General features: G+C 56.7%; 19 protein-coding genes. 2 read left to right on the top strand and 17 right to left on the bottom strand.

Annotated features, from left to right (window positions below; translation table 11 throughout):
* Positions 1-163 precede the first annotated feature (163 nt).
* Together QWI16_RS00875 and QWI16_RS00870 are read right to left on the bottom strand one after the other, a co-directional pair.
* Positions 164-1,222, bottom strand: a complete 1,059-nt coding sequence (locus tag QWI16_RS00875) for a FecR family protein (RefSeq protein WP_302710826.1) — start codon at positions 1,220-1,222, stop codon at positions 164-166.
* The gene (locus tag QWI16_RS00870) at positions 1,215-1,772 is read right to left on the bottom strand and encodes an RNA polymerase sigma factor (protein WP_302710825.1); all 558 of its coding nucleotides are present in this window, start codon (positions 1,770-1,772) and stop codon (positions 1,215-1,217) included. The genes QWI16_RS00875 and QWI16_RS00870 overlap by 8 nt, the downstream gene beginning before the upstream one ends.
* A 239-nt stretch (positions 1,773-2,011) precedes the next feature.
* Here QWI16_RS00870 and QWI16_RS00865 point away from each other — a divergent pair, with 239 nt between their 5' ends.
* The gene (locus tag QWI16_RS00865) at positions 2,012-2,524 is read left to right on the top strand and encodes a hypothetical protein (RefSeq protein ID WP_302710824.1); all 513 of its coding nucleotides are present in this window, start codon (positions 2,012-2,014) and stop codon (positions 2,522-2,524) included.
* Positions 2,525-2,550: 26 nt separating this feature from the next.
* Here the strand turns inward: QWI16_RS00865 and QWI16_RS00860 are convergent, their stop codons facing one another.
* From QWI16_RS00860 to uxaC, 6 genes are all read right to left on the bottom strand, one after another.
* Complete coding sequence (locus QWI16_RS00860) at positions 2,551-8,748, bottom strand: discoidin domain-containing protein (protein ID WP_302710823.1); 6,198 nt, start codon at positions 8,746-8,748, stop codon at positions 2,551-2,553.
* Between the two features lie 268 nt (positions 8,749-9,016).
* A complete protein-coding gene (locus QWI16_RS00855; RefSeq protein ID WP_302710822.1) occupies positions 9,017-9,640 on the bottom strand; it encodes an energy transducer TonB in 624 nt (207 codons plus the stop codon).
* Between the two features lie 161 nt (positions 9,641-9,801).
* Positions 9,802-10,038 (bottom strand): DUF2789 domain-containing protein, encoded by a 237-nt coding sequence (locus QWI16_RS00850; protein WP_302710821.1) that lies wholly within the window; start codon positions 10,036-10,038, stop codon positions 9,802-9,804.
* Between the two features lie 122 nt (positions 10,039-10,160).
* Positions 10,161-11,294, bottom strand: a complete 1,134-nt coding sequence (locus QWI16_RS00845) for a pectinesterase family protein (RefSeq protein ID WP_302710820.1) — start codon at positions 11,292-11,294, stop codon at positions 10,161-10,163.
* On the bottom strand, positions 11,291-12,766 hold the full coding sequence (locus tag QWI16_RS00840; RefSeq protein ID WP_302710819.1) for a mannitol dehydrogenase family protein: 1,476 nt from the start codon (positions 12,764-12,766) through the stop codon (positions 11,291-11,293). The genes QWI16_RS00845 and QWI16_RS00840 overlap by 4 nt, the downstream gene beginning before the upstream one ends.
* 24 nt (positions 12,767-12,790) lie before the next feature.
* Positions 12,791-14,206, bottom strand: a complete 1,416-nt coding sequence (uxaC, locus tag QWI16_RS00835) for a glucuronate isomerase (RefSeq protein WP_302710818.1) — start codon at positions 14,204-14,206, stop codon at positions 12,791-12,793.
* 326 nt (positions 14,207-14,532) lie between these two features.
* On the opposite strand from uxaC, the gene QWI16_RS00830 reads away from it, so the two are divergent.
* Positions 14,533-15,474 carry a sugar kinase gene (locus tag QWI16_RS00830; protein ID WP_302710817.1) on the top strand — a complete coding sequence of 314 codons (942 nt, stop codon included), beginning with the start codon at positions 14,533-14,535 and terminating at the stop codon, positions 15,472-15,474.
* Between the two features lie 463 nt (positions 15,475-15,937).
* Here the strand turns inward: QWI16_RS00830 and QWI16_RS00825 are convergent, their stop codons facing one another.
* The 9 genes from QWI16_RS00825 to QWI16_RS00785 form a co-directional block, all read right to left on the bottom strand.
* Positions 15,938-17,242 (bottom strand): TRAP transporter large permease, encoded by a 1,305-nt coding sequence (locus tag QWI16_RS00825; protein WP_302710816.1) that lies wholly within the window; start codon positions 17,240-17,242, stop codon positions 15,938-15,940.
* Positions 17,243-17,299: 57 nt separating this feature from the next.
* Positions 17,300-17,794: a TRAP transporter small permease gene (locus QWI16_RS00820; RefSeq protein ID WP_302710815.1), complete on the bottom strand. Its 495-nt coding sequence runs from the start codon at positions 17,792-17,794 to the stop codon at positions 17,300-17,302.
* A gap of 9 nt (positions 17,795-17,803) precedes the next feature.
* Positions 17,804-18,778 carry a TRAP transporter substrate-binding protein gene (locus tag QWI16_RS00815; protein WP_370659902.1) on the bottom strand — a complete coding sequence of 325 codons (975 nt, stop codon included), beginning with the start codon at positions 18,776-18,778 and terminating at the stop codon, positions 17,804-17,806.
* A 401-nt stretch (positions 18,779-19,179) separates the two neighbouring features.
* Positions 19,180-20,019, bottom strand: a complete 840-nt coding sequence (locus tag QWI16_RS00810; protein WP_302710813.1) for a TadE/TadG family type IV pilus assembly protein — start codon at positions 20,017-20,019, stop codon at positions 19,180-19,182.
* Entirely contained in the window at positions 20,000-20,515 is a 516-nt protein-coding gene (locus QWI16_RS00805) for a tetratricopeptide repeat protein (protein WP_302710812.1), read from the bottom strand. The genes QWI16_RS00810 and QWI16_RS00805 overlap by 20 nt, the downstream gene beginning before the upstream one ends.
* Positions 20,500-20,799, bottom strand: coding sequence for a DUF192 domain-containing protein (locus QWI16_RS00800; protein ID WP_302710811.1), 300 nt, complete (start codon positions 20,797-20,799; stop codon positions 20,500-20,502). The genes QWI16_RS00805 and QWI16_RS00800 overlap by 16 nt, the downstream gene beginning before the upstream one ends.
* Before the next feature lie 47 nt (positions 20,800-20,846).
* On the bottom strand, positions 20,847-21,731 hold the full coding sequence (locus QWI16_RS00795; protein WP_302710810.1) for a type II secretion system F family protein: 885 nt from the start codon (positions 21,729-21,731) through the stop codon (positions 20,847-20,849).
* A 9-nt stretch (positions 21,732-21,740) separates the two neighbouring features.
* Complete coding sequence (locus QWI16_RS00790; RefSeq protein ID WP_302710809.1) at positions 21,741-22,613, bottom strand: type II secretion system F family protein; 873 nt, start codon at positions 22,611-22,613, stop codon at positions 21,741-21,743.
* Complete coding sequence (locus QWI16_RS00785; RefSeq protein WP_302710808.1) at positions 22,610-24,280, bottom strand: TadA family conjugal transfer-associated ATPase; 1,671 nt, start codon at positions 24,278-24,280, stop codon at positions 22,610-22,612. The genes QWI16_RS00790 and QWI16_RS00785 overlap by 4 nt, the downstream gene beginning before the upstream one ends.
* Positions 24,281-24,282: the final 2 nt, after the last annotated feature.

Here is a 24,282-nt window from a genome sequence, read left to right as displayed (position 1 = left end):
AAAAACGAAAAAGAGAATCAAGAAATTGCAAAGCAATTTTTTTACAGCGTCCCGGGCGGGCTGCCGCCCCACCAGAGAGAAAGACGAAACGTCCGGGCATTTCCCCCACTGCTGGTCGCGCATTATTATTCTCGGGGTAAAGTGGTTTGAAAACGCAGAGCGATTATTCTGTTCGATACAGCGCAATGGTGTTCGCGTTCAAATACTTGTGTGTAATTGAAAAATTTTTCTTTAGGCTTTCCAAAAGACCATCAACATCACCGGCACGATAGAGCCCGGCAATTTTGACATCACTGAGCGCCGCATCGGACAACAGAATCTGAGTGCTGGTGTAGCGGCTGACTTCGGCAATTGCCACATCCAGCGTTTCGCCGCGAAAGATCAGCTCGCCGCTTTTCCAGCTGAGCAGAGAACGCAGCTCCGATTCACTGACTGACTCAACTTCAGGCCTTTGATCGCTAAGCACCACGCGCTCACCCACAGACACCGAGTTGGCCAAGGGTTCAAAACTGGCGGGTGCCTTAGCGCTTGCGCGGGCACCACTAACCGATTCTTTCACCCGCGACGCCTTCACCTTGCCCTCGGTCACAATCAGCTCGAGCTTATCGCCCTCCATAAGCTCAAGGTTGAACGCCGTACCCACGGCCTCAACCATCTTATCGGCCGAGAACACTCTCAAGGGCCGACTTTTGTCTTTTGCCACTTGCACATGCAACTCACCCCGGCCCAGGTACAAGTCGCGGTAGTGGGGCGTAAAATCCAGCCGAACCTGGCTGTTGGTGTTCAGGGTCAGCTGGCTGCCATCGTCCAGCGCGTAGGTGGTACGCTCACCCACCTGAGTGACCAGATAACTGTCGCCATAGCCATTGATACCGGGCAGCAATCGGTGCCAGTCACCGCCGCTGACAAACACCCCCAAGAGGGTGGCGAGCGCCAGCGCCAATGTGGATGCCGCCACCGCGCCATAGCGTCGCAGTGCACTTTGGCGGCGTCGGCCGATGTCTTCCTCAGGGAACAAGCTTGCCAGGCGCGACAAGCTGTTAAGCTTATCCCAGCACTCGGCCATGTCGATCAGGGCAGCCCTGTGTGCCGGGTTTTGTGAGAGCCAGCGCTGCAGTTGTTTGTGTTCACGCTCGTTCAGTTCTCGATCCATGGCGGTAATCCAGCGGGCCGCCTGGGCATCGATATCATCCCTGCTGCGAAAGCGATAGACATTAGTCATGTCGCCCCCGCGTTGTCACCACCCTTGCCGAATCGGCCATGGTTTTCTCCTTCATGTACTGCCGCGAGCGCTGCAGCCCCGTGGCAATGTGCTTTTCCACCGTGCTTTCGCTGATACCAAGCTTTTTGGCAATTTCTTTTTGCGAATAACCGTAGACTTTTTTCAACACAAACGCCCGTCGGCTTTGCAGGGGCAACTGGCGCACCGCTTCGCAAAAATTGGCAAACTCCTCATCACTGGCAACCACCTGCACAGTCGCATCCTCGGGTGTTGTCAGTTGCGCCTCCACCTCTACGGCGCAGCCGGTCAAACTGGAGGCAAGCCGGAACTCGGCGCGCTTGACGTGATCGAGCGCCAGGTTGCGAGCCATTCTCACCAGAAAGGCCTGCGGATTCTGGATGCTGTGATCGCCGCGGATCTGGCACGCCTTGACATAGGTCTCCTGCACAATATCTTCCACATCGTCCGGCGGCACGACCTTTCCCACCGTGCGGGTAATCAGCCCCAGGGCCTTAAAGTAAAATTGTTCAATACCACGAGAGTAGTGCATGTCGCCACCTGATGCCTGTCGTTATTATTCGTTGTGCCCAAGGCCACGGGCATTTCAATCACGCAGACGACGTGGCATTATTCTTTCGCGGTAACAGGAAGACGAAAGAGGCCGGGAATTCCTCCATAACGCTAAGAAGAAACCCCATGTTCGTTCGTACACCGTCGGCTCACACCCGTTGCCATCAACGTCTGATTGCAGTTGTCAGTATCGGTATATCAAGTTTTTTGGCGCTGTGTATGCCACCTTTGGCAATTGCGCAAAGTGGCAAAGCTTTGGCGCTTGTTTGTCTGACAGACGAGATCTGCGTCACGCCCCCGGCCGGTGCCGTCTTCAAATCCCTAGCCACCACCAATCCCCAAAGCCCGGCACTGGGCCGGCTGCTGGACGGCGAACCGGTGTACCTGATCCAGAGCGCAAGGGTTAAAGCCGTCCACAAGAGCACCCAGGTGCTCTGGTTCGACCTAATGCAGACCATCAAGCGGCGGCGCACGCCAGACAACGCCTCAATCACAGACAGGTTCACTTTTGCCACGCAAAGTGGCATGCCTACAGAGTGCCGCACTCTGGCGCTCAACGAGGGCTATAACCGCCAAGCGGTCAGCTATTGTCTGGTGCAGGCCCCTGAGGCTTACGTCTGGCTTATTGCGGTACCTGTGGCACGGACACGCCTTGAGCGCTACCGCGAAGAAATCAAAGCGCTGTGGGAATCGATGGTTATGCGGGAAGGGAAAACACAAAGCGCGCCCTAGAGACTAGGGCGCGCTTGCGATAGGTTTTACTGAGACGTCCACTCAATGGCCTTGCGCATCATCTCCACCATATTCGGGTCGGAGAAGTTCGCATCCACATGACCAATAGCGGTGTAGAACACGCGGCCACTACCCACGGTGTTCTTGAAGATCACCGGGTGATCTTCAACCGGGTAGTTGGAGCTGTAGCTGCTGCGATCGAGATTGCCCAGCACCTGAACATTCCCCACACCGCGGGGGCTCGACTCCCAGAAGTACCATTCGTCGGCCAGATTCCACTCGCTGCCGATATGGCTCACCAGCGGATCGCTTTGCTGCTCGATTTCAACACGCGCCATGGGTATGCCATCGCCGTGGTGAATAAACTCAGCGCCGGCCAAGAGCACATCGGTGTACCACTCCCAGCTGTGCTCGGTATCGGCCGCCGAATGGCTGCCCACATAGCCACCACCGTTTTCTATGTAGCTGCGGAACGCCGCTTTTTGGCTATCGGTAAAGATATCGCCAGTGGTGTTCATAAACACGATGGTGTCGTACTGGGCGAGGCCGGCCTCGGTAAACAACGCGGCATCCTCGCTGGCGGTAAAGCCGTAGCCGTAGTCATTGGCGATCGCCTCGACCATCGCGATCCCGGCCGGAATGGAGCCGTGGCGGAACCCGGAGGTTTTGGAGAACACCAATACGTTCGGGCAATCGGCGCCACAGTTCACGGTGAAGCTGTGGGTGCGCGGCACACTGACCTCAGCGCCATTGCTGTCCACCAGAGTGACCGCGAGGGTGTGCCGCCCAGTGGGCAGGGTGCCAAGGTTGATATCGGCCAGGCTGTTCACCGTGACCGGTGCACCACCATCCAGGCGATAGCGATAGGCGCCACCGCTGGCGAGCCAACTGCTGTCGCTAATGCTCACCGATAGAATCACCTCGTCACTCTCGGCAATGCTCGCTCCGTTGGCGGGGCTCTGCACATTGATGAGCGCCAGCGAAGGATCGGCCGGCAAACCGAACACTTCCACCTCAAACAGCGAGTAGCCGTAGCCGGTGGCCCGTTCGGTGCCGTAGACGCGCAGGTAGCGCCCCTGCTCACCGTTCAGGGCGATATCGTCAATACCACCATCGCCACTGCTTTCGCTGTAGATGGGCGTCCAGTCGTCGCCATCGGCCGACACTTCCAGCCGGTAGGCACGAGCGTAGGCCGCCTCCCAATCCAGGCGCACACGGGTCAGGTAGACACTCTCGCCCATATCCAGCTCAAGGGTCTGCGGGTCTGCGGACTCACTTTCCCAGCGCGAGTTATAAATACCGTCGATGGTGTAGCTGGCGAGGTTGCCGCCCTGCTCCGACGAAGCTGTGGCGAGCACCGGGCTCAGCTGTGCAGGGCTGGGCGTCACGGGTGTGTCGCCACCGCTGACATAGAAAGTGATGCTCGCGCTCTCGCCGACTTCGCTGCCACCGCTCGACAGGGACACCTCAAGGGTGTGACTGCCAACACTCAATGCGCCGAGCGATACGGCCGCACCATTGGTGCGCTCGACCGGCGCATTGCCATCGAGGGTGTAGCGATAGCTGCCGCCGTCGGTAAACCAATCGGCATCGCTGATGGCGACGGAGAAGCTCACGGCCTGGCCTTCATCAAAGCTGGCGCCATCGGCCGGTGAGACGATGCTGATGTCGGCACCGGGGGTCACCTCCCCTTCACCGTAGACCCGCATCTCCCACAGAGAATAACCATAAGGAGTGGCACGAGCGGTACCGGTGAGGCGGACATAGCGACCACTGGCAGAGACATCAACCGCATCCATGCCGCCGTCGCCGCTGCTGGTGCTGTACACCTCGCTCCAGGCGTCTTGATCGTCAGATACCTCGATGCGATAACCCGTGGCATAAGCGGCTTCCCACTCCAGCTCCACGCGGCCGATGCTGTAGCTGGCACCGAGATCAATCTGTAGATAGTGGTTGTCTTCGCCGTGAGCACTGCTCCAGCGGGTGCCAAGATCACCATCTACCGCATTGGCGCCAATAAAGTCACCCTCAATTTCCGAGGTGGTGACGACTTTATTCAGTGATAATAGCTCGGCCTCGTTGGTCGTGCGCTCATTGACCTCAACATTGACACTGCTCATCGCGCCCACCGCATTACCGGAGGCATCGGCCAGCTGCACGTTAATGCTGTGGTTGCCCACGGGCAGGGCGCCAAGGCTGGTGGTGGCGCCGGCAACAAAATTGGCCGCCCCGCCGTCAACACTGACCAGCATACCTCTGCCGGCACTGAACCAGCTGCCATCGGAAGCGCTGGCGGTCACACCGATGCTATCGCCCTCGGTGAACTGCTGGCCGGCAAGCGGCGATGTGATGGTCAGACCAGGCACGACCTCACCCGAGCTGCCCCACACCTGCAGTTCAAACAGTGAGTAACCCCACTCGGTAGCGCGGGCGGTACCGGTTAAGCGAATGTAACGGTAGCTGCCAGCCAGCCCTGCGTGCACTTCTTCCCCGCCGGTGCTGGCAGTCACATTTACCAGTTCGGTCCAGCTGCTGCCAGTAGCGGAGCCCTCAATCACGTAAGCGCTGGCGTGAGCGGTTTCCCACAGAAGTTCGATACGATCGAGGTTGTAGGCTTCGCCCAGATCCACCTCGATCGATTGCGGATCTTCAAACTCGCTTGACCAGCGGGTGGTCGGGTCGCCATCCACGGCCAGCGCGCCGACGTAATCGCCCTCCACGCTGGACACAGTGACCGATTTACCTTCGGATACCAGTTCAGCCTGCGCCGGTGCCTGCACGCTAAAGCTGACCGTTTGGGCATCGCCCACCGCATTGCCTGTGGCGCCCACCAACTGCACCTGCAACTGATGCGTACCCGCCGGCAGCACACCGAGGTTGACTGCGCTGGCGTTCGTAACAGAGACGCTGGTGCCGCCATCGAGTTGATAGCGATAGCCTGCGCCGCCGCTAAACCAACCACTATCGGAGACGGACACTGCCAAGCTCACGGCCGTGTTACCGGCGTACACCTGGCCAACCGCGGGCGAGTCGATCGCCAAGGTTGCCGCGGGCGCCGGATCACCACCATAGACTTCAAACTCCCACAGCGAGTAACCCCATTCGGTGCCACGTTCGGTACCGGTCAGGCGCAGGTAGCGGTAGTTGCCCGAGAGGTTGTCCAGGGTTTCCACACCACCGCTGCCTGCGGTTTGGCTGTAGACCACTTCCCAGCTCTGGCCATCGAGCGAGCCCTCAATCACATAGGCGCTGCCGTAGGCGGCCTCCCAGTTGAGAACGATGCGCTCTACGCCATAGACCTCCTGCAAATCCACCGTCAGTGTCTGCGGGTCTTCAAAGGCACTGGACCAGCGGGTGTTGGGGTCGCCATCGGTGGCAAAGTCGGCCACATACTCACCCTCTACCGTGCTGGCTGAGGCACTGGCATTGGCACTGACCAGCACCGGATCCGGGTCGACGGGACCGTCGAGGCTGTCGATCCACTGCTCCAGCACCGCGATATACTCCGGGTGCTCCAGCGCGCGGCCGATGGGTGGCATGCGATCGTCCGGGTTTTCACTCTTGTCGCGGATGTAGAGAATCGACTCGTGGGGTGCGCCTGGGGTGACCACCTCGGCGTTTTCGATGCCGTAGTAATTCAGGTAGTTGCGAATACCCGTGGTGGCCTCGCCCACCACACGCATCTCTGCCAGAGGCGTGTTGTAGCGAGCATCCCACTGTGAGCCGCCATTGCCTGTACCGTGGCAGTGGGCGCAGTTGGTATCCAGGTAAGATTTCACCCGTTCTTGCAGCGAGGCACTGGTGTCGGTAATGGCCACCATTTTGTCAAAGCTGCCCACTTGCGCGTTGTCAAAGCCGGGGTTAAACAGCCCGAGGTTATTCCAGTGCACCAATTGGTTTTCACTGCCTGACCCCGGATAGTTAAACTCGCCATTCAACTGGCGGGTGGACAAGCCCAGAATCTGCGACGAGTTGGCGTTGTGGCAGTCGATACACTCGGTGGGGCTCGGATAAGCCCAGGTCTGCGTCCAGCTGCTGCCGTCCTCGCGAGTCACGACTATGTCTTCCAACAGGCCAGCGGTCAGCAGTTCGGCATCGCTGTTGTCCTCGCGCCACTTGTAGGTCACGCCATAGGCGCGGCCGTTGGCCTGCATCACAATAAAGCGGGTCTCCAGACGCTTGGTCAGGCCCGGGCCGTCGCCGACCAGGGGCAGCTCGAAGTGCTTCACGGCCACCGTGCCTTGTGGGTAGGTCCAGTTGTCCGTTTCATGCCAGTTGATCTGCCGCTCGGCGGGCACTGACAGCCAGCGGGCTTTTAACGCCCGGTCCGACCAGAGCTTGCTGTTGGGCTCAAACGGAATCAGGTTCTCACTGGGCACCAGGTTGGCGGTATCGGTAAAGGCACCGGTTTGCGACAGCAATTGAGGCACGCCGGTAAAGTTGGCATCCAGGGTGCGCGGCATATTCAGATAGGCGTACTCGGTCAGCTCCTCCGGCTCGTCATTCTCACCGGCGTAGACTTCAAACTCAAAAATCGAGTGGCCATAGCCCGTGCCCCGCTCGGTGCCGGTGAGCCGCACAAAGCGGTAGCTCTCGGCGGAGTCGATGATGTGCAAACGGGTACCACCCGAACCCGCTAACTCTTCGGCGAGCGGCGTCCAACTCTGGCCGTCGTTTGAGCCTTCAATCAAATAGCGTGAGCTATAGGCACCTTCCCAAAGAATGGAAATCGAACCAATGGGCGTGGACTCAGCCAGCTCAACGGTCAGAGTCTGCGGATCGGAAGCTTCACTCTCCCAGCGAGTGGTCGGATCCCCATCGATGGCGTAGGCTGCCAGGTTACCGGCCACATCAGAGCTTGCCGTAGCGAAACCGCTCAGAGCAACATTGGTGCCCTGATCCCGATTGCCCACATAGTCAAAACGGTAGAGCGCGCCACCGCCATAGGGCTCTTTATCACAGCAGCCAGAACCCCACTGCAGGACATACAACTGATGCGTGCGCGGGTCCAACTCGACATCGATAGCGCCTTGGAAACCCTGAGTATTGATGGGAAAGGGCTCGGCTACCGGGGGCGAGTCTGGCGAGGCCAGATCAATGGTGCTGAAACGGCTGCTGTTAAAGTCCCAGAAAATCAGCTTGCCGTTGTAATAAGCGGGCAGCTTAAAGGGGTTGTCGATGCTCTCGTCAACGCGATACACCGGACCGGCCATAGTCGCCTGGTGGCGAATGGTCCAGATCGCACCCACCGAGTCCGGCAGGTTCGTGGCGCCGGTATTGTCTGAGGCGTTGTTGACGATGTTGTTCGGATCAAAGCCCGCGTAGGGCTGGTTATAGCCGATGATCCAGGGCCAGCCGTAGTTACCGGCGCTGCACATCTCGTTGATCTCATCCAGCCCGCCCGGTCCCTCGGCGCTGTCGGTGGAGGCATCGGGACCAATATCGCCGACGTACAGGCAGTTGGTAGCCGGGTCGATATTCAGGCGGAAGGGGTTGCGAAACCCCATACCGTAAATTTCAGGCCGGTGCAGGGCATCACCCGCGAACAAGTTGCCCGGCGGAATGGTATAGCCGCCGTCTTCGGTGGGCGTGATGCGCAGGATCTTGCCACGCAAATCGTTGGTGTTGCCGGACGTCCCCTGAGCCGACGGCTGAAAGTAACCACCGGCGGCCTTGTTATCGCCGGTGGTGATCAGCAGATTGCCCTGGGTATCAAACTGCAGAGAACCGCCCATATGGCCGTGGGCTTCATCGCCCGTGGTCCACTGCAGCAAGATGGATTCGGAACCTGTATCCAGGGTGTTATCGGGGTTTACCCGAAAGCGCGACACCCGGGTAAGGCTGCCGGGCGAGGTGTACTGAAAATAGATGTAGCTGTTTTGCGTGAAATTCGGGTCCAGCGCCACGCTCAGCAGGCCGTCTTCAAACACGCAGCGCACATTGGGGACAGTGGACACCTGCGATGGCGTGCCGGTATCCAGATCCCAGGCATAGACGGCGCCACACTTGCTGGCGATAAAGACCCGGCCGTCGTCTGAAATCTCAAACTCCATCGGCAGATCCAGCCCTTCAGCGACCACTTCGCGCTGAAAGTCTGCTTCATCCGGCACGGTCTGCGCCGTCGATAACGACGCCCCGAACACCGAGGCGGCTGCCAGGGCAGCCGCGCCCAAATAGCGGCTCCACCGCCGGTTAAAAGAAGGTAAACATGCGACAAGACTCATTTGGCTTCTCCGATCTATCAGCGCACTGTCTATGACGCCCGTGGCCAAGCGCTGGCGTTTTATTATTTAAGGAGTCTCTCTTGAGGCCCCCTGAGCGAACCCATGTGAGGTTCGGCCATGGGATCTAGGACGAGCAGGAACGGAAAATCCTCCACAATGGTGCAGGATTCTCACAAGGTGATAAACGGTGGTGCGAGCGAAGACTGGCGGGCGCAACAAAAAAGCGCCGGCAGCCATCTGCCGACGCCTCGCCGCACAAGCCTGGGGCTTACTGGTTCAACTCAAAGATAAAGCGGTTTTGTACGCCATGAACTTCTTGGACAACCCCGGCCTCGATCCGGGGCTTGTACTTAAAACCCTCCGCGGCCTTGATCGCGGCGCGGTTGAACACGCTGGTGGGAGAGCCATCGGCCGCGACCGCGCTCACCACCTGTATATCACGGGTACTGCCGGCGGTGGTGACGGTAAAAGAGACGACCACCTCACCCTCAAGCCCGCGCGTCAGTGCCCGGCGCGGATACTGGGGCGCGACTTTAACAATCGGCAGATAATCGCCCGCCTGGGTAACACTGAGCTTCCTCGAGGCAATATCTATCTTTGGAGGCGTGAAACCCGGCCCTACGGGGTCCGTTATCTCCACCTGAACCTTTGGATCTACTAAGGGGGTATCGGGCTCATCCAGAGGTTTGTCCGGACGCTCGAGCTTCGGAATCGGAGGCGCGATCTCAAGCTTAGGCATTACGACATCGGCAATGGGCGTGGGAGGCGGCGGCGCCTCAATCACAAAGTCGGTTTGAATTAAGGAGGCCATGAGCATCAGCAGGAAAAAGGTAGTCGCAAGACCAAGGGGGACAGCGGTAAGACGAGCGGCAATCGCTTGATGTGCAGTCATAATCCATTACCTCTTGGCGGCCACGGGAAACCCCAGCGGCAGCGTTGCAAATAATTTTCACTTACACACCAACCATAGGTAAGCCCGCCCTGGCGCGCAAAGTCTTTTTGGCAATAAAAACGATCCGCAATCAGGCGGGTGGTTATTTCGCCGTGCGACGCTCACTCATAGCGCAAAAGCGCGTCCAACTCATCCACCACCTCGGCCCAGTCGGCATCATCATTGATAGCCTGCTGCAAAAAGCGGCGCTGACTGTCCTCCCAAAAAGCTGCATCGGCGAGGGAGATGTCCGCAGCCAAAGGCCTGTGGCTGGCGATAAACGCTTCAATCTGAGGCGCAGAGCTCGGAAGCCCCAATTGATCAAAAAGTGCGGACAGCGGATGTACGGGAGGTTCCATAACTGACTCCTGCATTCAAAGACGAGTGATCATTGGAGTATAGGAAACGGGGCATAGGATCACGCGATTTGCGGCACAAAGCATAGCCGGAGTTACCGGCTATTTTCCGATCTCGACTCACATTAAAGACCAAACTCGCCTCTAAGCTGACCGATAAATTTTTGCAGCGTTTTCAGCTCAGTCTCCGGCAGAGTCGGGCGCGCCTCATCAGTCGCAGCGCCCGGCCCCGTCGAGCCCACCTCGTAAAAGCGGGATTCTTGCGGCGTGAATACCCGCGATTTGGTGCCGTCCCGGGCGGTACCTCTCATGCTTGCCCAGCCCTCTTGACGGATGTGCGCATCCATCCAGCTATCGATATAAATAGCCGAGCCAATAGCGTCCGGGTCAGCGTAGCGGCCATCGGCGAAGGTGGTGGTCGGATGCCAGGGCCTGCCCAGAGAAACGCTGTTTTGCGGCACACCCGCCTCGCGCTCAAGCCGGGCGTTGATAAACACTAGGCCATAGGGCTGCCCAATATGAGTTGAAGGCGCGCTAATGTGCCCCTGCACCTCACCCGGCTCAAAGTCTTTTGCGCGCGCGAGAGAGACAATTCGGCATTGATCTAAAACAACCAGGCCATCGCCGAAGATGAAATCCACATTGCCACTGATACGACTGTTTTTGATGTAGCTGCGGCCACCGTCGGCAAAGAGCGTGTCCTGGTACCCCTCAATAACGCTGTCGGTGATCAGCGTACGGTCACTGTCTTTATCCAGCAACAGTGCCACCGCCTGCGCGTGACGGACCCGGGCCGGGTCTTCGCTATCGCGGGCATCGTTGCTCAGAAAGTCGAAGCTGTTGACGATGTGCAGATTGTGCAACTGGACGCCCACCGCGTTAACGGTCAGCGTCGCCGAACCGGGGGTGCCCCAATCATCACGATGATAGACACCGGCCATACTGGCGTAGGCATCAAAGGTGATGCGTGGCCGCATCTCGCCAATGCCGGTCAACACCACCGCGTCGCGCTCAATGGTGAGCTTTTCATAGTACTCGCCTGGGGCAATCGCGATGCGCAGGTGGCCAGCCTTCAAGGCACCATTAACAGAGCCATAGCGCGGCAACGCCGGATACTGTGCGACTAGCTCGCTGCCCGCTGGCGCAACCAGCGCCTGATAAACCGCTTGCTCGCCATAGGCGCTGGCCACAGCGCAACACAGCGCCAGCACCAACGCCTTTGCGCCGAACAAATGAGCCATGCGCGCCCGGCTTATCATGACAGCACCGCCTTCACCGCCGCCAACACACCCTGGTTTTGAATCCGTGTCAGCCAGTCGGCGGTGATCGCGCGCACCGATTCACTGTTGGCAATAGCCGGCGGGAAAACCGCTTCCACTGACAAGACTGCATTGACCCTGGCGACCGGGTCATTGTGATGCTCCTCGCACAGCGAGCGAAGCTCGGCCGCAAGAGGATCCTGGACATCAATGCTCTGACCTTTTTCATCCGTGCCACCGACGTAGCGAATCCAGGCGGCCAGGGCCAGACACAAGAGGTCGATATTACCCTCGCCCTCTAACTGAGCCTGGAGAGTCTGCAGCCAGCGCTGGGGAATCTTTTGCGAACCGTCCATGGCAATTTGCCAGGTGCGGTGCTTGAGACCTGGATTGGAAAAGCGCTCGCGCAGCTGTACTTTATACTCTTCCATATCAAAACCCGCCGGCACCTGCACCGTCTGACCGACTTCGCGATCCATAAACACCTGGCAAAGCTTGGCCAGCACCGGCTCGCGCATCACTTCGCTGACGTAGTCAAACCCGGCCAGATAACCGGTGTAGGCGAGCAGTGAGTGGCTGCCGTTGAGAAGGCGCAGCTTCATGATTTCATAGGCGTGGACATCATCCACCAACAAGGCACCCACGTCTTCCCAGGCGGGTCTATCGGAGCAGAACTTGTCTTCAATCACCCACTGACTGAAAGGCTCGGCCAGCACCATACCCTCATCGCGCAAACCGAGCTTGCCCTCAAGCTCCTGGCGATCGGTATCGGTGGTGGCCGGCACAATGCGATCAATCATAGTGCAGGGAAAAGTCGTGTTAGCGCGAATCCAGGCGGCCAAGTCGCCATCGAGTTTATCGGCGTATTGCAGCACGACCTTTTCCAATACCTCGCCATTGTTGGGCAGGTTGTCGCAACTGAGCACGGTAAAGCTCTGGGTACCCGCCAAGCGTCGAACATTGAGCGCGCTGACGATATAGCCAATGGCGGAGCGTGGTGTCTCGGGGTTGGCCAGGTCGTGGACAATATCGGGGTGCGAAGCATTGAGGTTGCCGCTGGCCGGATCGTGGCAATAACCTTTTTCCGTCACCGTCAACGAGACAATTTTAATCGCGGGATGGCTCATCGCCTCAAGCAGCGTAGCGGGCGCCTGCGGCCCCACCAGTACGTCTTTCACGGCACCGACCACCTGAAATTTTTCACCATCGGGTCCGCGCTCGACGATGGTATAGAGACCATCCTGCCCAGCCAGCTGATCTTTGACCGTGGCAGAGCGCAGGCTGGCGCCGATTATTTGCCAGTTCTGTGCGCCCTTGTTCAGCAGCGCTTCGGTGTACCAGGCCTGGTGGGCACGGTGAAAGGCTCCGATACCCAGATGCAGGATGCCTGCCTGTTGCGCGTCGCGCTCGTAAGCCGGCAGGCTGGCCACATCGGCCAGCATCTGCACAGTGTTGTTGTTCAAACGTTGCATAACTTGATCCTTTATACCTCGCATTCAGTCGAGCTTGTAGGCCTTTTTAACCAGACGGTAAGTCAGGTCAATGGCCACCTCCTGCGCCTCGTCTTCCGGCAGGCGATGCTCGGCGACCAGCCGCGCGAGGAAATTACAATCCATGCGACGAGCCACATCGTGACGCGCGGGGATGGACAGAAAGGCGCGGGTATCGTCGTTAAAACCCACAGTGTTATAGAAGCCCGCGGTTTCCGTGATCTGCTCGCGGAAGCGGCGCATGCCTTCCGGGCTATCGTGGAACCACCAGGAGGGACCCAACTTCAGCACCGGATAGTGGCCCGCCAAGGGCGCAAGCTCCCGGGAGTAGACGGTTTCATCGAGGGTAAACAAAATAATCGACAGGCGATTGTCGTTGCCGTATTTATCCAGCAGCGGCTTGAGTGCATTAACGTACTCAGTTTGCGATGGAATGTCGGCACCCTTGTCGCGACCGAAGTTGGTAAACACATGGGGGTTATGGTTGCGAAATGAGCCCGGGTGAATCTGCATGACCAAACCATCTTCAATGCTCATGCCCGCCATTTCGGTGAGCATCTGACCACGGAAAACTTCGGCCTCTTCGCGCGAGCACTTGCCGGCCAACGCTCTGGCAAACAGGGCTTCGCACTCGGCAACCGACAAATCCGAGGTGCGCGCCGTAGGGTGGCCGTGATCGGTTGAGGTGGCGCCGAAGGACTTGAAGTACTCCCGCCGGTTTTTCAGTGCCGCCAGGTAACCTGCCCAGTCGCTGGTGTTTTCGCCGGTGATCTCTCCCAGGCGGGCGACGTTATCGGCAAAGCCTTCGAACTCAGGGTCGACCACAGGGTCGGGGCGGTAAGCGGTAATCACGCCGCCCTTCCAGCCGCTTTCGCGGATTTTCTTGTGATGGCGCAAATCATCCAGCGGCGATTCCGTGGTCGCCAGCCATTCAATGTTGAAACGCTCCATCAGGGCGCGCGGGCGGAAGTCCTCAGTCTGCAGGCACGAATTGATGCGCTCGTAGTAAGCATCGGCTGTGTCGACGCTGAGCAACTGATCCAGACCAAAGACTTCTTTAAAGACGTAGTCGAGCCACATGCGCGAAGGCGTGCCGCGAAAGGCGTTGTAATGTTTGGCGAACAGGCGCCAGATTTTTTTCGGATCCTGCTCTACCGGCAGCCCCGCCTTGCTGGGCACCCCCAAATCCGCCATGGAAACGCCCAGGCTGTATAGCATTCTGAATACGTAATGGTCGGGCTTGATCAGCAACTCAGCCGGATTGGGGAAGAGTTCGTTGTTGGCAAACCAAGAGGGATCGGTGTGGCCGTGGGGGCTGACGATGGGCAGATCCTTGATTTCCTGATAGAGTCGGCGCGCGATGGCACGCGTAGTCTCATCAGCGGGGAACAGACGATCGGGGTGTAATGTGAGTGCACTCATGATGAAATAACTACCATTGCTGTAATGTTGGAAAAATCAGTCTGACCAGGTTCACGCCCTGCAAGCCATAAGGTATGACCAATTTATACTTGCAAATGACCGCTCCTGTGTCAATATAAACCACCGCCAATCAGCCAGACGGTGCAGTTTTTCTGTCCTCTTCGGCCGGCGCTACAAAAATAGCGACTGAATGCGACCCGGTTATGGTTTCTATGACTATATCATATTTTACCTTTCCTCAGTCCATTCCTGGAAAATCGGCTTGACCAATTGTAAACTTGCCATCGCGCATCCTATTCATCCTAGCAAGACAAAGAGACATCAACATGGCACAGATTGCCTGCATTGGCGAAGTAATGATCGAACTGGCAACCGCAGAGGCCGCCGGCGACGGCAGTGAACGCAAGGCCCTCTCCTACGCCGGCGACACCTATAACACCGTGGTCACCCTCGCCCGGCTCGGAGCCCATGCCAGCTACGTCACCCGCCTGGGCGACGACCACTACAGCGACGCGATTGTGCAACGCCTGCAGTCCGAGCAAATCGCCACTGACAGTATTGTCCGCCAGGCGGGCAAGGTGCCGGGGCTGTATATGATTCACAATAGCCCCGATGGCGAGCGCGAGTTTTTCTACTGGCGCGACCGCGCACCGGCGCGCGAGCTGTTTGCCAGCGAAGAGGAGATCTCTGTGCTGGAGTCGCAACTGGCCGACACCCAAATGCTCTACCTGTCGGGCATCACTCTCGCGATCATTAGCGAAACCAGCCGCCAAAACTTGTTGGTGTTTTTGCGCCGCTTCAAGGAGCGCGGCGGCAAAGTGGCGTTTGACAGCAACTACCGCCCCCGCCTTTGGCAAAACCCCAAACAGGCGCAACAGGCCAATCGTGAGCTGCTCGCCGTTACCGACCTGGCGCTGCTGACTCTGGACGACGAGCAGCTGCTGTGGGGCGACGAGGGTGACGCCATTGAGGCGGTTAAAGCTCGCTACAGCAACTGCGATATCAATGAAATCGTCCTCAAGCGCGGCGCCGAGGACGTGGTCATCCTTAAAGGCCAGGAGCGCCTTGCGGTCGAGGTACCCAAAGTCACCAATATCGTCGACACCACCGCCGCCGGCGACACCTTTAACGCGGGCTATCTGGCCGCAAACCTGGCGGGAGCCTCCCCACAGGAGTGCGCTCGCCAGGCCAATCGCTGCGCCGGTATCATCATTCGCCACCGCGGTGGCGTGATTGACAAGCAGGTGTTTCTCTCGCAACTCAGTTAGGTGAGCAGCGCCCCGACAGCATTGGCAGCAAGTGCCTCGCTCAAGCTCTCAAGCCGTGTCACTAACAGCTCCTACTTACCGGGCACCACCAGTGCCCGGTAAGTAGGCTAAGTGTTGCGGGAACCACCCACGAGGCACTGATGCGACTTATTTTATCAATGCATCCCAACCATAATCAGAAACGCAGAACCGTCTTTTAACCGAACATCATAGACACCTTACAGCCCACCGCACACAGGTGCCCTGCGTCGGCGTCAGAATCTCCACTGACAAATACCAAGCGGAGACTCAGAGGGTTCATCGACGGATAATCCGATACATGAGCCGGCGAACTGCGGTAAATTTCAATCACCGCCTTGCCGGTGCATCCAGCCCAAAAATGCCTTTACAGAGCCTTGTCGAATGTGTGCTCCATCGTAAGGCGGGGTTCTCACAATACCAGGCGACGATTGCTACCAGATCATCACTTCTCGTAAAGACCGAAAAAGGTCGGCAAGAACTCACTAATAGCCGGGACATAGGTCACTAGCATCAGCACGACGATCATCGCCGCGTACATGGGCATCAAAGGCTTGACCAGCTTGGCAATGGAGGTTTTTGCAATCCCACAGCCGACAAACAACACTGAGCCCACAGGCGGTGTACAGAGGCCGATACACAAATTGAGCACCATCATAATGCCAAAGTGCAGGGGCGACATGCCCAGCTCCATGGCCACAGGCAGAAATATCGGGGTGAAAATCAGCACCGCCGGGGTCATATCCATAAAGATACCGACCAGCAACAAGACCAGGTTAATGGTCAGCAAAATCATAAAGGGATTGTCACTGATACCCATCAAGGCGGCGCTGATGCTCTGTGGAATATTCTCGTAGCTTAGCATCCAGCTCATGGCGGTAGAGGTGGCGATCAAGAGCATTACGATGGCTGTGGTTTCCACCGATTTAATAAAGATTTCCGGCAACTCTGGCAGCTTCACCTCGCGATACACAAAGACCGACAGAAGCAACGAATAGAGCACCGCAATAACACTGGCCTCAGTCGCGGTAAAAAAGCCGCCCACAATGCCGCCGATCACCAACACAATCAGAAACAAACTGGGGATGGCATCGAAGGTCTTTCTAAACAGTTCTTTTCTGGTGGGCACTACCCCCACAGGATACCCGTGCACTTTGGCATACACCGCGCACACAGCCATCAAACTCAGCGCGACAAGAATACCCGGCAGATAACCGGCAATAAACAAGGCGGCAATGGATACACCGCCACTGGCCAGCGAGTAGACAATCAAAATATTGCTGGGGGGAATCAACAAGCCGGTGGTGGAGGAAGCCACGGTAACGGCGGTGTTGAAATTTTTATCGTATCCCTCTTTTTCCATGGTGGGAATCATAAAGCCACCAATAGCTGAAGTAGCCGCAACGGCAGAGCCGGATATCGCGCCGAACAAGGTACAGCTGATGATGTTCACAAAAGCCAGGCCACCGGGCAGCATCCCGATCAGCACTTTGGCAAACTCAATCAGCCGGTGGGCAATACCTCCTCGCCCCATAAGCAAACCCGACAGGACAAAAAACGGAATGGCCAGCAAAGCAAAGCTGTTGATACCACTGGCCATTCGCTGCGCTACCGTCACCGCAGCCGGACCAAAGTCGATGGTAAACAACATGGCGGCAAAGGTCGCAATACCGATACCAATTGAAATAGGAACATTCAGTATCAGCAAGACAACGAAGGTCACCAACAAAACGACGACGGACCAATCCATCAGACTACCTCAGTTATGTTTATTCTCGGGTCTCTTGAGCAACACCCTGCACAGAGACTACTCGTAAAACTCCAGGTGCTCTGGTTCGGGATCGCCGTTGATAATGCGATCGAGTGAGAAGAGCACAATCAGCACGCCACTCAAGGGAATAACGCTGTATAAATAACCGACCTTCACCTGCAGGGCGGCTGACATTTGCTCTAACTCAAGGGTAAGCAGCATCAGCTTGGTGCCACCGTAAATCATGATAACTACTGCAAACAACGCGCAGGTGACCGAGATAAAAATATCCAGCCTGCGCTTGGCCGCGCCCTCAAGCTTTTGCGAGAGAATATCCAAACCCAGGTGCGCCTTTTTGCGATAGGCATAGGCGGCCCCGAGCAGGCCAATCCAGATCAGCAAAAAACGGGCGAGCTCTTCAGTGTAGGAGCTTGGCTCATTTAAGATAAAGCGGGTCAACACCTGCCAGGTGACGTCCAGCACCATGGCGGCCATCAACAACCCGACAAAACCGCCGACAATTTTTTCCAGAATATTGGCTAATTTTTGCATGGCGGTTACCTACATGGATTTAAACGTCTGAATCAACTCATAAAGCTCTGTGCCTTTATAGGAGTCGTGCATCGGCTGCACTTTCTCCATAAAGGGCGCCTTATCCGGACGAATGATGGTCACCCCAGCCGCCTCTACCGCCACGAGGGCTTCTTCTGTTTTTTCAGCCCACAGTTTTCTCTGGTAGACCACGGCTTCGTCCATGGCCTGCTGCAACCATTGCTGCTGCTGGGCGTTTAAGCTGTTCCAGATGTAACTGCTGATCAGCACGATATCGGGCACAGAGGTGTGCTCGTTCAGGGTGTAGTACTTGCAGACCTCAAAGTGCTTGGAGGTGTAAAAGCTCGGAGGATTGTTCTCGGCGCCATCCACCACGCCCTGAGATAAAGCTGTGTAGAGCTCACCCCAGGATATCGGAGTAGGAGAACCGCCCAGCGCCTGCACCATTTTTAGCGCCGTCTGGCTTTGCTGAACGCGTATTTTCTGACCAGCAAGATCATCCGGGGTGTTGACCGGCGTATCGACGTTGTAAAAGCTGCGACTACCGGCATCAAAATAACCGAGACCGCGCAGATTTACCGCATCACCGGCGAGCAGCAATTGTTTGCCCTGATCACTGTTCAGTACACGCCAGAAATGGTCGTTATCGCGAAACACATAGGGGATATTGAAGACTTTCATGGCGGGCACAAAGCCTTCCATCGGGCTCGACGACACTTTGGTCATGGCCAAGGAGCCAATTTGCAGCAGCTCCATGAGCTCACGCTCGCTACCCAGCTGGCCGCCCGGGTAGATATCGATTTTCATGGTGCCGCCGGAGATCTCGTCCAGCCGCTCGGACATGAAAACTATGGCCTGATGAACCGGGTGGGTGTGATCGAGGCTGTGTGCCATCTTCAGGGTACGCACATCGGCATCGCGGGCGCAGGCTGACATAAGTCCCACCAGCAGCAAAGCGGTTATTGTTGTCCAGGGCTTACCCATGCTACATCTCGCAAGTTTATTGTTATGGGGCTCGCGCATCATACAGAGTCCGGCAACTGGTATACAAGGTTGCCGCCTGCGAAAAAAGGCGGGCCGGGAGTGGCAAAGCGTCTTTGCCGGCGGGCCCGAAAATCTCCGGGCCACCTTCACTCACCTGACCCGCGCCGGGCTTAAAGCCCCAAGGAGAGCCACACTTTGATTGGTAAGACCGATAGCAGGCCGCCATCTCCCGAATAGCACTATCATTGCGTTAGCGATAGAATTCAGGACACGAAGCAACCTATCTGACCAATCAAGAGGAATATTTACACAAAAGGCCTGACAATTCAAGCATGGAAACCGCCAAAATAAGAAAACCTGCCTGACCAATGCGCAGGGGGCCGAAACTCGGGAAGGGAAGGCTAAGGGCAGGCCATTTTGTCGCCATCGCACATAAAGGCTTCAAAATCTTCATCGGTATCTTCGGCATAGGCCGGCGACTGCATACGCACAATGGCCTCAGCAAAGATCACAAAACCCTCGCGGCCATCAGCCCGGTCACCGCAAAGCTCTTCGTAGGTTGCCGTAGTGCCAGCGGCCTCATTCACCTCTCCGCGGTTGGCATCGGCAAAGCGCGGGTCATTCACTGTATGATGCTCGCGGTAGCTGCCGGGGTCCCGGCGATTATTGAGCTCACTCAAAGAGCCAATAATCTTGTTTACCAGCGGCACCATAAGCTTGTAGCAGTACTGTACGCGGATTTTGAGAAGGTTGGCGTCCTGGATGTTGACATCGTCTACCGTTAGATTGGAGGGCCGATACATCAAGTTATCATTGGGTAAAGCTGCGATCCCATCTTCCGACTCCACACCAAATCCACCCAAGTCAATCATGGCAGAAGTCGGGTTGATACGAACAATACGAGTGTAATTGTCCACTTCGGATACAGCATCGCGCCGCGTCCCACCGCTGTCGATGCCCGCATCAATGTCATCTCGCAAGCTTCCAAGCTCAGAACTGTTGGTGAACAAGGGAGCCATACCGCGGATTAAACCGCGGCGCAGAGCACTGTAAGTGGCATGGTCAGTGGCGGCGACACGTGCCGCCTGAAAAGTCGCGTAATTGAGTGTGGTTTTCGCCGAATAAATAAAGGCAATTTGTATAGCGCCAAAGATGAGCAATAGCAAGACCGGGATAATGATCACAAACTCAATCATAGCCTGCCCGAGACTGGCGCGGCTATTAATCTTCAGGGCTGGCATCTTCCCTCTCCTGCGCGCCGCCCAGCTCGCCAGGCGACGTACCATCACCCGGTGCCGAATCGGCCTGAGCATTATGAAAAGGCGTTAATACCGAATCTACAAGTTTCTGAACGCGCTGCGCCCGTGGGTCGGTTTTAGGCACACGGTCGTACATTTGCGCTACCGTCTGCGCAAGAATTTGCGCCTGTACATAGGTAAGGTTGATCCAGGCACTGGCGAAATCCGGGTCCTCGGTCAGCGCCCGCTCATAGGCGGCTACTGCAGCAGGATAATTGCCCAGCCGGGCATGGCAGTTTCCAAGACGCAGCCAACTGTGTGTATGACTGGGCAGTGCCTCAGTCACCTCACGATACGCCGCCAGGGCGCGACTGTAGTCGCCCTGTTGATAGAGCTGTTCCGCCTGCTCTTGGGTAGCGAATACCTCCTCAGCGCTATGCTTTTGGCTGGCGCAAGCCGTTAACCACAGTGCGGCCAGTAATATCAAACCGTATCGCATCGATCCCCCACTTGTATGCCCAGCTCGCCGACTTGCCCGGCGGCGAACTCATAGACGACCCTGGCACCTCTCGCGCCGCACAAACGCCAGGGGCGCAAATGCTCTGCGACTTTTACCACCTGCCCGTCCCGATCAACAAATACCGCATCGATCGCGTAAGCCATAAAAAAGGTGTGCACAGAGTGACAGGGCGCTATCTCCAGTGCGCTACCCGCCTTTGGCGCCGGACGCCCAAGTAACCCGCGCAACCGGTGCCAATAAGAGTGGGCACAGTTTACCTGCACACGAGCCACTTCGGTGCCGGCACGCCGCCAGCAGACACCCCGCGAATTCAAAAGGTCCCCTGCTCTATGTACTTCACCACAATCGGGAAGAGCAGAATAATAAAAGTCAGCGGAAAAATAAAAATCACCAGAGGAATCACCAGCTTTACCGGGGCCTCCATCGCCATTTTCTCCGCACGCTGGAAGCGCTCATTCAAGCGGGTTTTGGCCTGGACCAGCAGGGTATTTTTCATGCTGGAACCCATCTTTTCGGCCTGTACAACCGCTCGCACAAAAACAGAAATGTCTTTTAAATCCACCCGCTCGGCAAGCCGGTTTAAGGCGTCGCCGCGGGTTTGCCCCGAGCTAATGTCTCTTAGGACGATGCGGAATTCATTGCGCATGGCCCCCCGTGGGCCTTTTTCCACAGCTTGCTTCAGGGCACCGGCGAAATTGAGCCCTGCGTCCACACACATGGTGAGGTATTCCAGGTAAACCGGCAAAGAACGAATCAACTCGGCATCGCGCTTTCGACGGGTGTCCTTCACCCAGGCAACCGGTAAATAATAGCCACCAGCGAACAGCAAGATCAGCAGCAGCGGATCGACATCGCCAGAGCTCGCCAATGCCATCCAACCGAGCAATGGCAACAAAAGCGCTATCACGATGCGGGCACAAATGTACTCCTCGGCGGTGACCATAAAGCTCACGCCGTTTTTCTGCAGATTGTTGTCGACTTTGGTCAAATAGGAGCTTGGCAGGTTACTCCCAAGAACGTACGTCAATAGCCTGATCAACGGCCATATAGGGCGCATAAAAGCGGGAGGCTCATCCATGTAAGAGCGCTCTTCATCGGTGAGCATGTAGCTCAAAGCCGCGATAAAGTAAATGACGGCCATCACCGAAACAGCAACACATAATCCAGCGGCGAAAGCGATTAGATTATCTGACATTGGGCTGCCTCAACTATCAATACTCGTTATCTTACGAATAAACACAAAGCCCATGATCTGCATAAAGATCATCACGGTCAGAACCATCAGCCCCTCACGGGTCGTGTAGAGTTTGCGCATGGCCTCCGGTTCGAGAAAGCTCAGCAATATCGCCAGTGCCACGGGCAAAAGTGCCATAAAGGTGCCCTGCGCTCGCCCCTGAGCCGTCAGTGAATCGATTTTACCCTCCATGGTTTTCTTCCGGCGCAGGGTCTCGGCCATGGACTGGATCGTCTCAACCAGATTACCCCCAACCTCGCGACTGATGCGGATTGCAGAGCTGGCCATAATAAAACTCTGCAGGGGAAGACGCTTTTCCAGCTCAATGAGGCTGTCCTCAAGAGTCACCCCCAACTGCATCCTTTTAACCAACAACCCGAACTCCTGACTGGTTGGCGGCGGAGACTGCTTTACCATATCCGCCAAGGCCATATTCATGCTGGCACCGGCCTGCAAGCTACTGGATAACATCATAAAAGCATCGGGCAGCTGCTCCTCAAACTTTGCCAGGCGCTTGTTCCGCATACGGGCCCAGAAGGCCCCAGGGACTATCAGCAATACCACAAAGACTCCCGCGGTAATCACCCACAGCTGAAACAGCCAGTGCACCGCCATGGGAATCAACACCAGGGCAAGCATGTTTAGAATAAACAGCTGAGAGGTGTCCATAAAAATGAACATCTCCGCCAGCTCCTGGTTGGCGTTAGAAGTAAACTTGCGCCGATAAAAGCTCATGAAATCGGCGCCCTCTCGAGCGAGCGCCATGGCAAGGCACATAGCCGCTGCGAACACCAGTACCACAACCAGCGCGAGAACACCGATATCAGATAGACTACTCATCATGATTGGAAGATACTCATGTCCACATCCACGCCGCGGCTGCGCAACTCCTCATAGAAGGTTGGCACAATGCCCGTAGCAACGTACTTACCCTGCACACGCCCATCTTCATCAAAGCCACTCTGCTGATAGCGAAAAATATCTGTCAACTGAATGGTATTGCTTTCAATGCCGGTAATCTCCGAAATGCAACTGATGCGCCTCGAGCCGTCGCCATAGCGGGTTTGTTGCACCACAATATCCACCGCTGAGGCAACCTGCTCGCGAATGGCCGAAACGGGTAAATCCATACCCGCCATCAGTACCATCACCTCCAGACGGCGCAACATATCGCGTGGCGAATTGGCGTGAGCGGTGGTCAGCGAGCCATCGTGGCCCGTGTTCATTGCCTGCAACATATCGAGCGCCTCGCCCCCGCGGCACTCACCCACCACGATCCGGTCCGGTCGCATACGCAAACAGTTTTTTACCAAGTCGCGAATGGTGACCTGACCTTTGCCCTCCATGTTGGCCGGGCGCGCCTCAAGAGATACAACATGAGGCTGAACAAGTCTCAGTTCTGCGGCGTCCTCAACGGTGATGACGCGCTCTTCCATAGGAATAAAATTGGAAAGAATGTTCAACAGGGTGGTTTTACCTGAGCCTGTGCCCCCCGATACCACAATGTTGCAGCGCTGCTCGACACAGGTTTTCATAAAGGTCACCATGGCCTCATTTGTCGAGCCATAGCGGATTAGATCCCGGTCAGTCAATTTCTGGTCCGAGAACTTACGAATGGTAATGCAGGGCCCCCTGAGTGCCAGGGGTGGAATAATGGCGTTTACCCTCGAGCCGTCACGCAAGCGTGCGTCCACCATGGGGGAACTTTCATCGATACGCCTTCCTAAGGGCGATACGATGCGCTCAATGGTCGCCATAACGGCCTCGTCACTGGTAAAGGTCACCGGAGACTGAATCAGCCTTCCCGAGCGCTCAATGTAAATATCATTATAAGCGTTGACCATCACCTCGGTGATACTCGGATCATCCAACAACTGCTCCAGCGCACCCAGACCAACCGTCTCATCCAGGACGATTTTCTTTAGTCGCTCACGATCAATACCCGGCGGCAGTTTGTGCGCTATGCTTTGTAGCACCCCGTTAATCAGGTCACCCAGCTGTCCACGAATTTCCTCGTGACTCAGCGTATCAATCTGCATACGCTTTAAGTCCATTTGGCGCACCAGCTGCTTGTGCACATATTTAGCCCAGGTCATGTAATCATTACGAAGCTGGTCTTGCTGCTCCATCACCGAAGGGGTTGCTGCCGTTAGATCACTTGCGCTCACATCTTCTAATTGCAGATCAGCGACCTTACCCTCAGCCTCCTGGTCAGGACTGTGATCTTCTACGGTAGCGATAAAACCGCCAAATCCGATTTCATCATTGCTGGACAGAGGTCCATATCGTTCAATAGTCTCGCCGTTGACTGTAACGCCCGCACCGCGACTGATATCCACGACAAAAACCCCAGCCAACTCTTTTTCAAATCGCAAATGCTTGGGGGCAACTTTCCAGCCGCGAACCCGAAGAATAACATCGCGTGAACGGCCCAACTCGCAACTGTCGGCGCCGCAGCGTACCGAATCCTGCCATTTGCCGTCTTTACTACTGACTTTAATCTCGAACACAG

Origin of the sequence: Gilvimarinus algae (assembly GCF_030518215.1) — a bacterium.
GTDB classification, from domain to species: Bacteria; Pseudomonadota; Gammaproteobacteria; order Pseudomonadales; family Cellvibrionaceae; genus Gilvimarinus; species Gilvimarinus algae.
Note: the sequence above shows the minus strand (reverse complement) of the source record. Positions and strands in the feature narration are given on the sequence as shown.

Bases quoted from the DNA above. Each gene is read 5' to 3' on its own strand.
- QWI16_RS00875 (WP_302710826.1), bottom strand. From the start codon at position 1,222: ATGACTAATGTCTATCGCTTTCGCAGCAGGGATGATATCGATGCCCAG.
- QWI16_RS00860 (WP_302710823.1), bottom strand. From the start codon at position 8,748: ATGAGTCTTGTCGCATGTTTACCTTCTTTTAACCGGCGGTGGAGCCGC.
- QWI16_RS00865 (WP_302710824.1), top strand. From the start codon at position 2,012: ATGCCACCTTTGGCAATTGCGCAAAGTGGCAAAGCTTTGGCGCTTGTT.
- QWI16_RS00795 (WP_302710810.1), bottom strand. From the start codon at position 21,731: ATGTCAGATAATCTAATCGCTTTCGCCGCTGGATTATGTGTTGCTGTT.
- QWI16_RS00820 (WP_302710815.1), bottom strand. From the start codon at position 17,794: ATGCAAAAATTAGCCAATATTCTGGAAAAAATTGTCGGCGGTTTTGTC.
- QWI16_RS00830 (WP_302710817.1), top strand. From the start codon at position 14,533: ATGGCACAGATTGCCTGCATTGGCGAAGTAATGATCGAACTGGCAACC.
- QWI16_RS00855 (WP_302710822.1), bottom strand. From the start codon at position 9,640: ATGACTGCACATCAAGCGATTGCCGCTCGTCTTACCGCTGTCCCCCTT.
- QWI16_RS00810 (WP_302710813.1), bottom strand. From the start codon at position 20,019: ATGCCAGCCCTGAAGATTAATAGCCGCGCCAGTCTCGGGCAGGCTATG.
- QWI16_RS00790 (WP_302710809.1), bottom strand. From the start codon at position 22,613: ATGATGAGTAGTCTATCTGATATCGGTGTTCTCGCGCTGGTTGTGGTA.
- QWI16_RS00840 (WP_302710819.1), bottom strand. From the start codon at position 12,766: ATGCAACGTTTGAACAACAACACTGTGCAGATGCTGGCCGATGTGGCC.
- uxaC (WP_302710818.1), bottom strand. From the start codon at position 14,206: ATGAGTGCACTCACATTACACCCCGATCGTCTGTTCCCCGCTGATGAG.
- QWI16_RS00870 (WP_302710825.1), bottom strand. From the start codon at position 1,772: ATGCACTACTCTCGTGGTATTGAACAATTTTACTTTAAGGCCCTGGGG.
- QWI16_RS00845 (WP_302710820.1), bottom strand. From the start codon at position 11,294: ATGATAAGCCGGGCGCGCATGGCTCATTTGTTCGGCGCAAAGGCGTTG.
- QWI16_RS00805 (WP_302710812.1), bottom strand. From the start codon at position 20,515: ATGCGATACGGTTTGATATTACTGGCCGCACTGTGGTTAACGGCTTGC.
- QWI16_RS00825 (WP_302710816.1), bottom strand. From the start codon at position 17,242: ATGGATTGGTCCGTCGTCGTTTTGTTGGTGACCTTCGTTGTCTTGCTG.
- QWI16_RS00850 (WP_302710821.1), bottom strand. From the start codon at position 10,038: ATGGAACCTCCCGTACATCCGCTGTCCGCACTTTTTGATCAATTGGGG.
- QWI16_RS00815 (WP_370659902.1), bottom strand. From the start codon at position 18,778: ATGGGTAAGCCCTGGACAACAATAACCGCTTTGCTGCTGGTGGGACTT.